The sequence below is a fragment of the Acinetobacter sp. USHLN143 genome (genome assembly GCF_037145695.1).
GTDB classification, from domain to species: Bacteria; Pseudomonadota; Gammaproteobacteria; order Pseudomonadales; family Moraxellaceae; genus Acinetobacter; species Acinetobacter fasciculus.
In genome coordinates this window covers 1-462 of record NZ_JBBCWZ010000217.1, presented here as the reverse complement: position 1 = coordinate 462, position 462 = coordinate 1, and the positions used below count along the sequence as shown (strand labels likewise).

General features: G+C 37.7%; 1 pseudogene. It reads right to left on the bottom strand.

What is annotated here, in order from left to right:
• Positions 1–350, bottom strand: a pseudogene (locus WFH18_RS17765) (IS3 family transposase); the annotation flags it as partial.
• Positions 351–462: the final 112 nt, after the last annotated feature.

The window sequence follows — 462 nt, the reverse complement described above, 5'->3', positions numbered from 1 at the left end:
TTCGTAGTCCTTTTAAAACGCTTGTGTCGCTTACAATACAGGTGGTTCAGCGCTTTTATCTGACGTACAGCGTACATACTCATTTTTATGCCCTGAGCTTGTAAGTATTTGGTTAATCGAATATAACCATAGCTCTGCTTTGTCTCCTCATGGGCTATTTTCACCAATATCGTCTGTTGATTTCGTTGAATCGTTCTTTTGCTCACGCCTCTCTTGAGCCAATCATAAAAACATGAAACTGAAACATGAAGTAATCGAGCCATTAAGGTAATTGGAAAAGAATATCTTTTTTGTTTCATATAGGCGTACCTTACTGACTTTCTTTGGCAAAGTACGCTGCTGCCTTTTTTAAAAATTCGGTGGTGTTTCAAAAAGTATGCTGAAAAAAAGCAGGTTGGATTTTGATAAAATAGAGAAATGCGAATAACTCTAGAAATCAAGTGTCCAGCCTGCCTAAGTGAC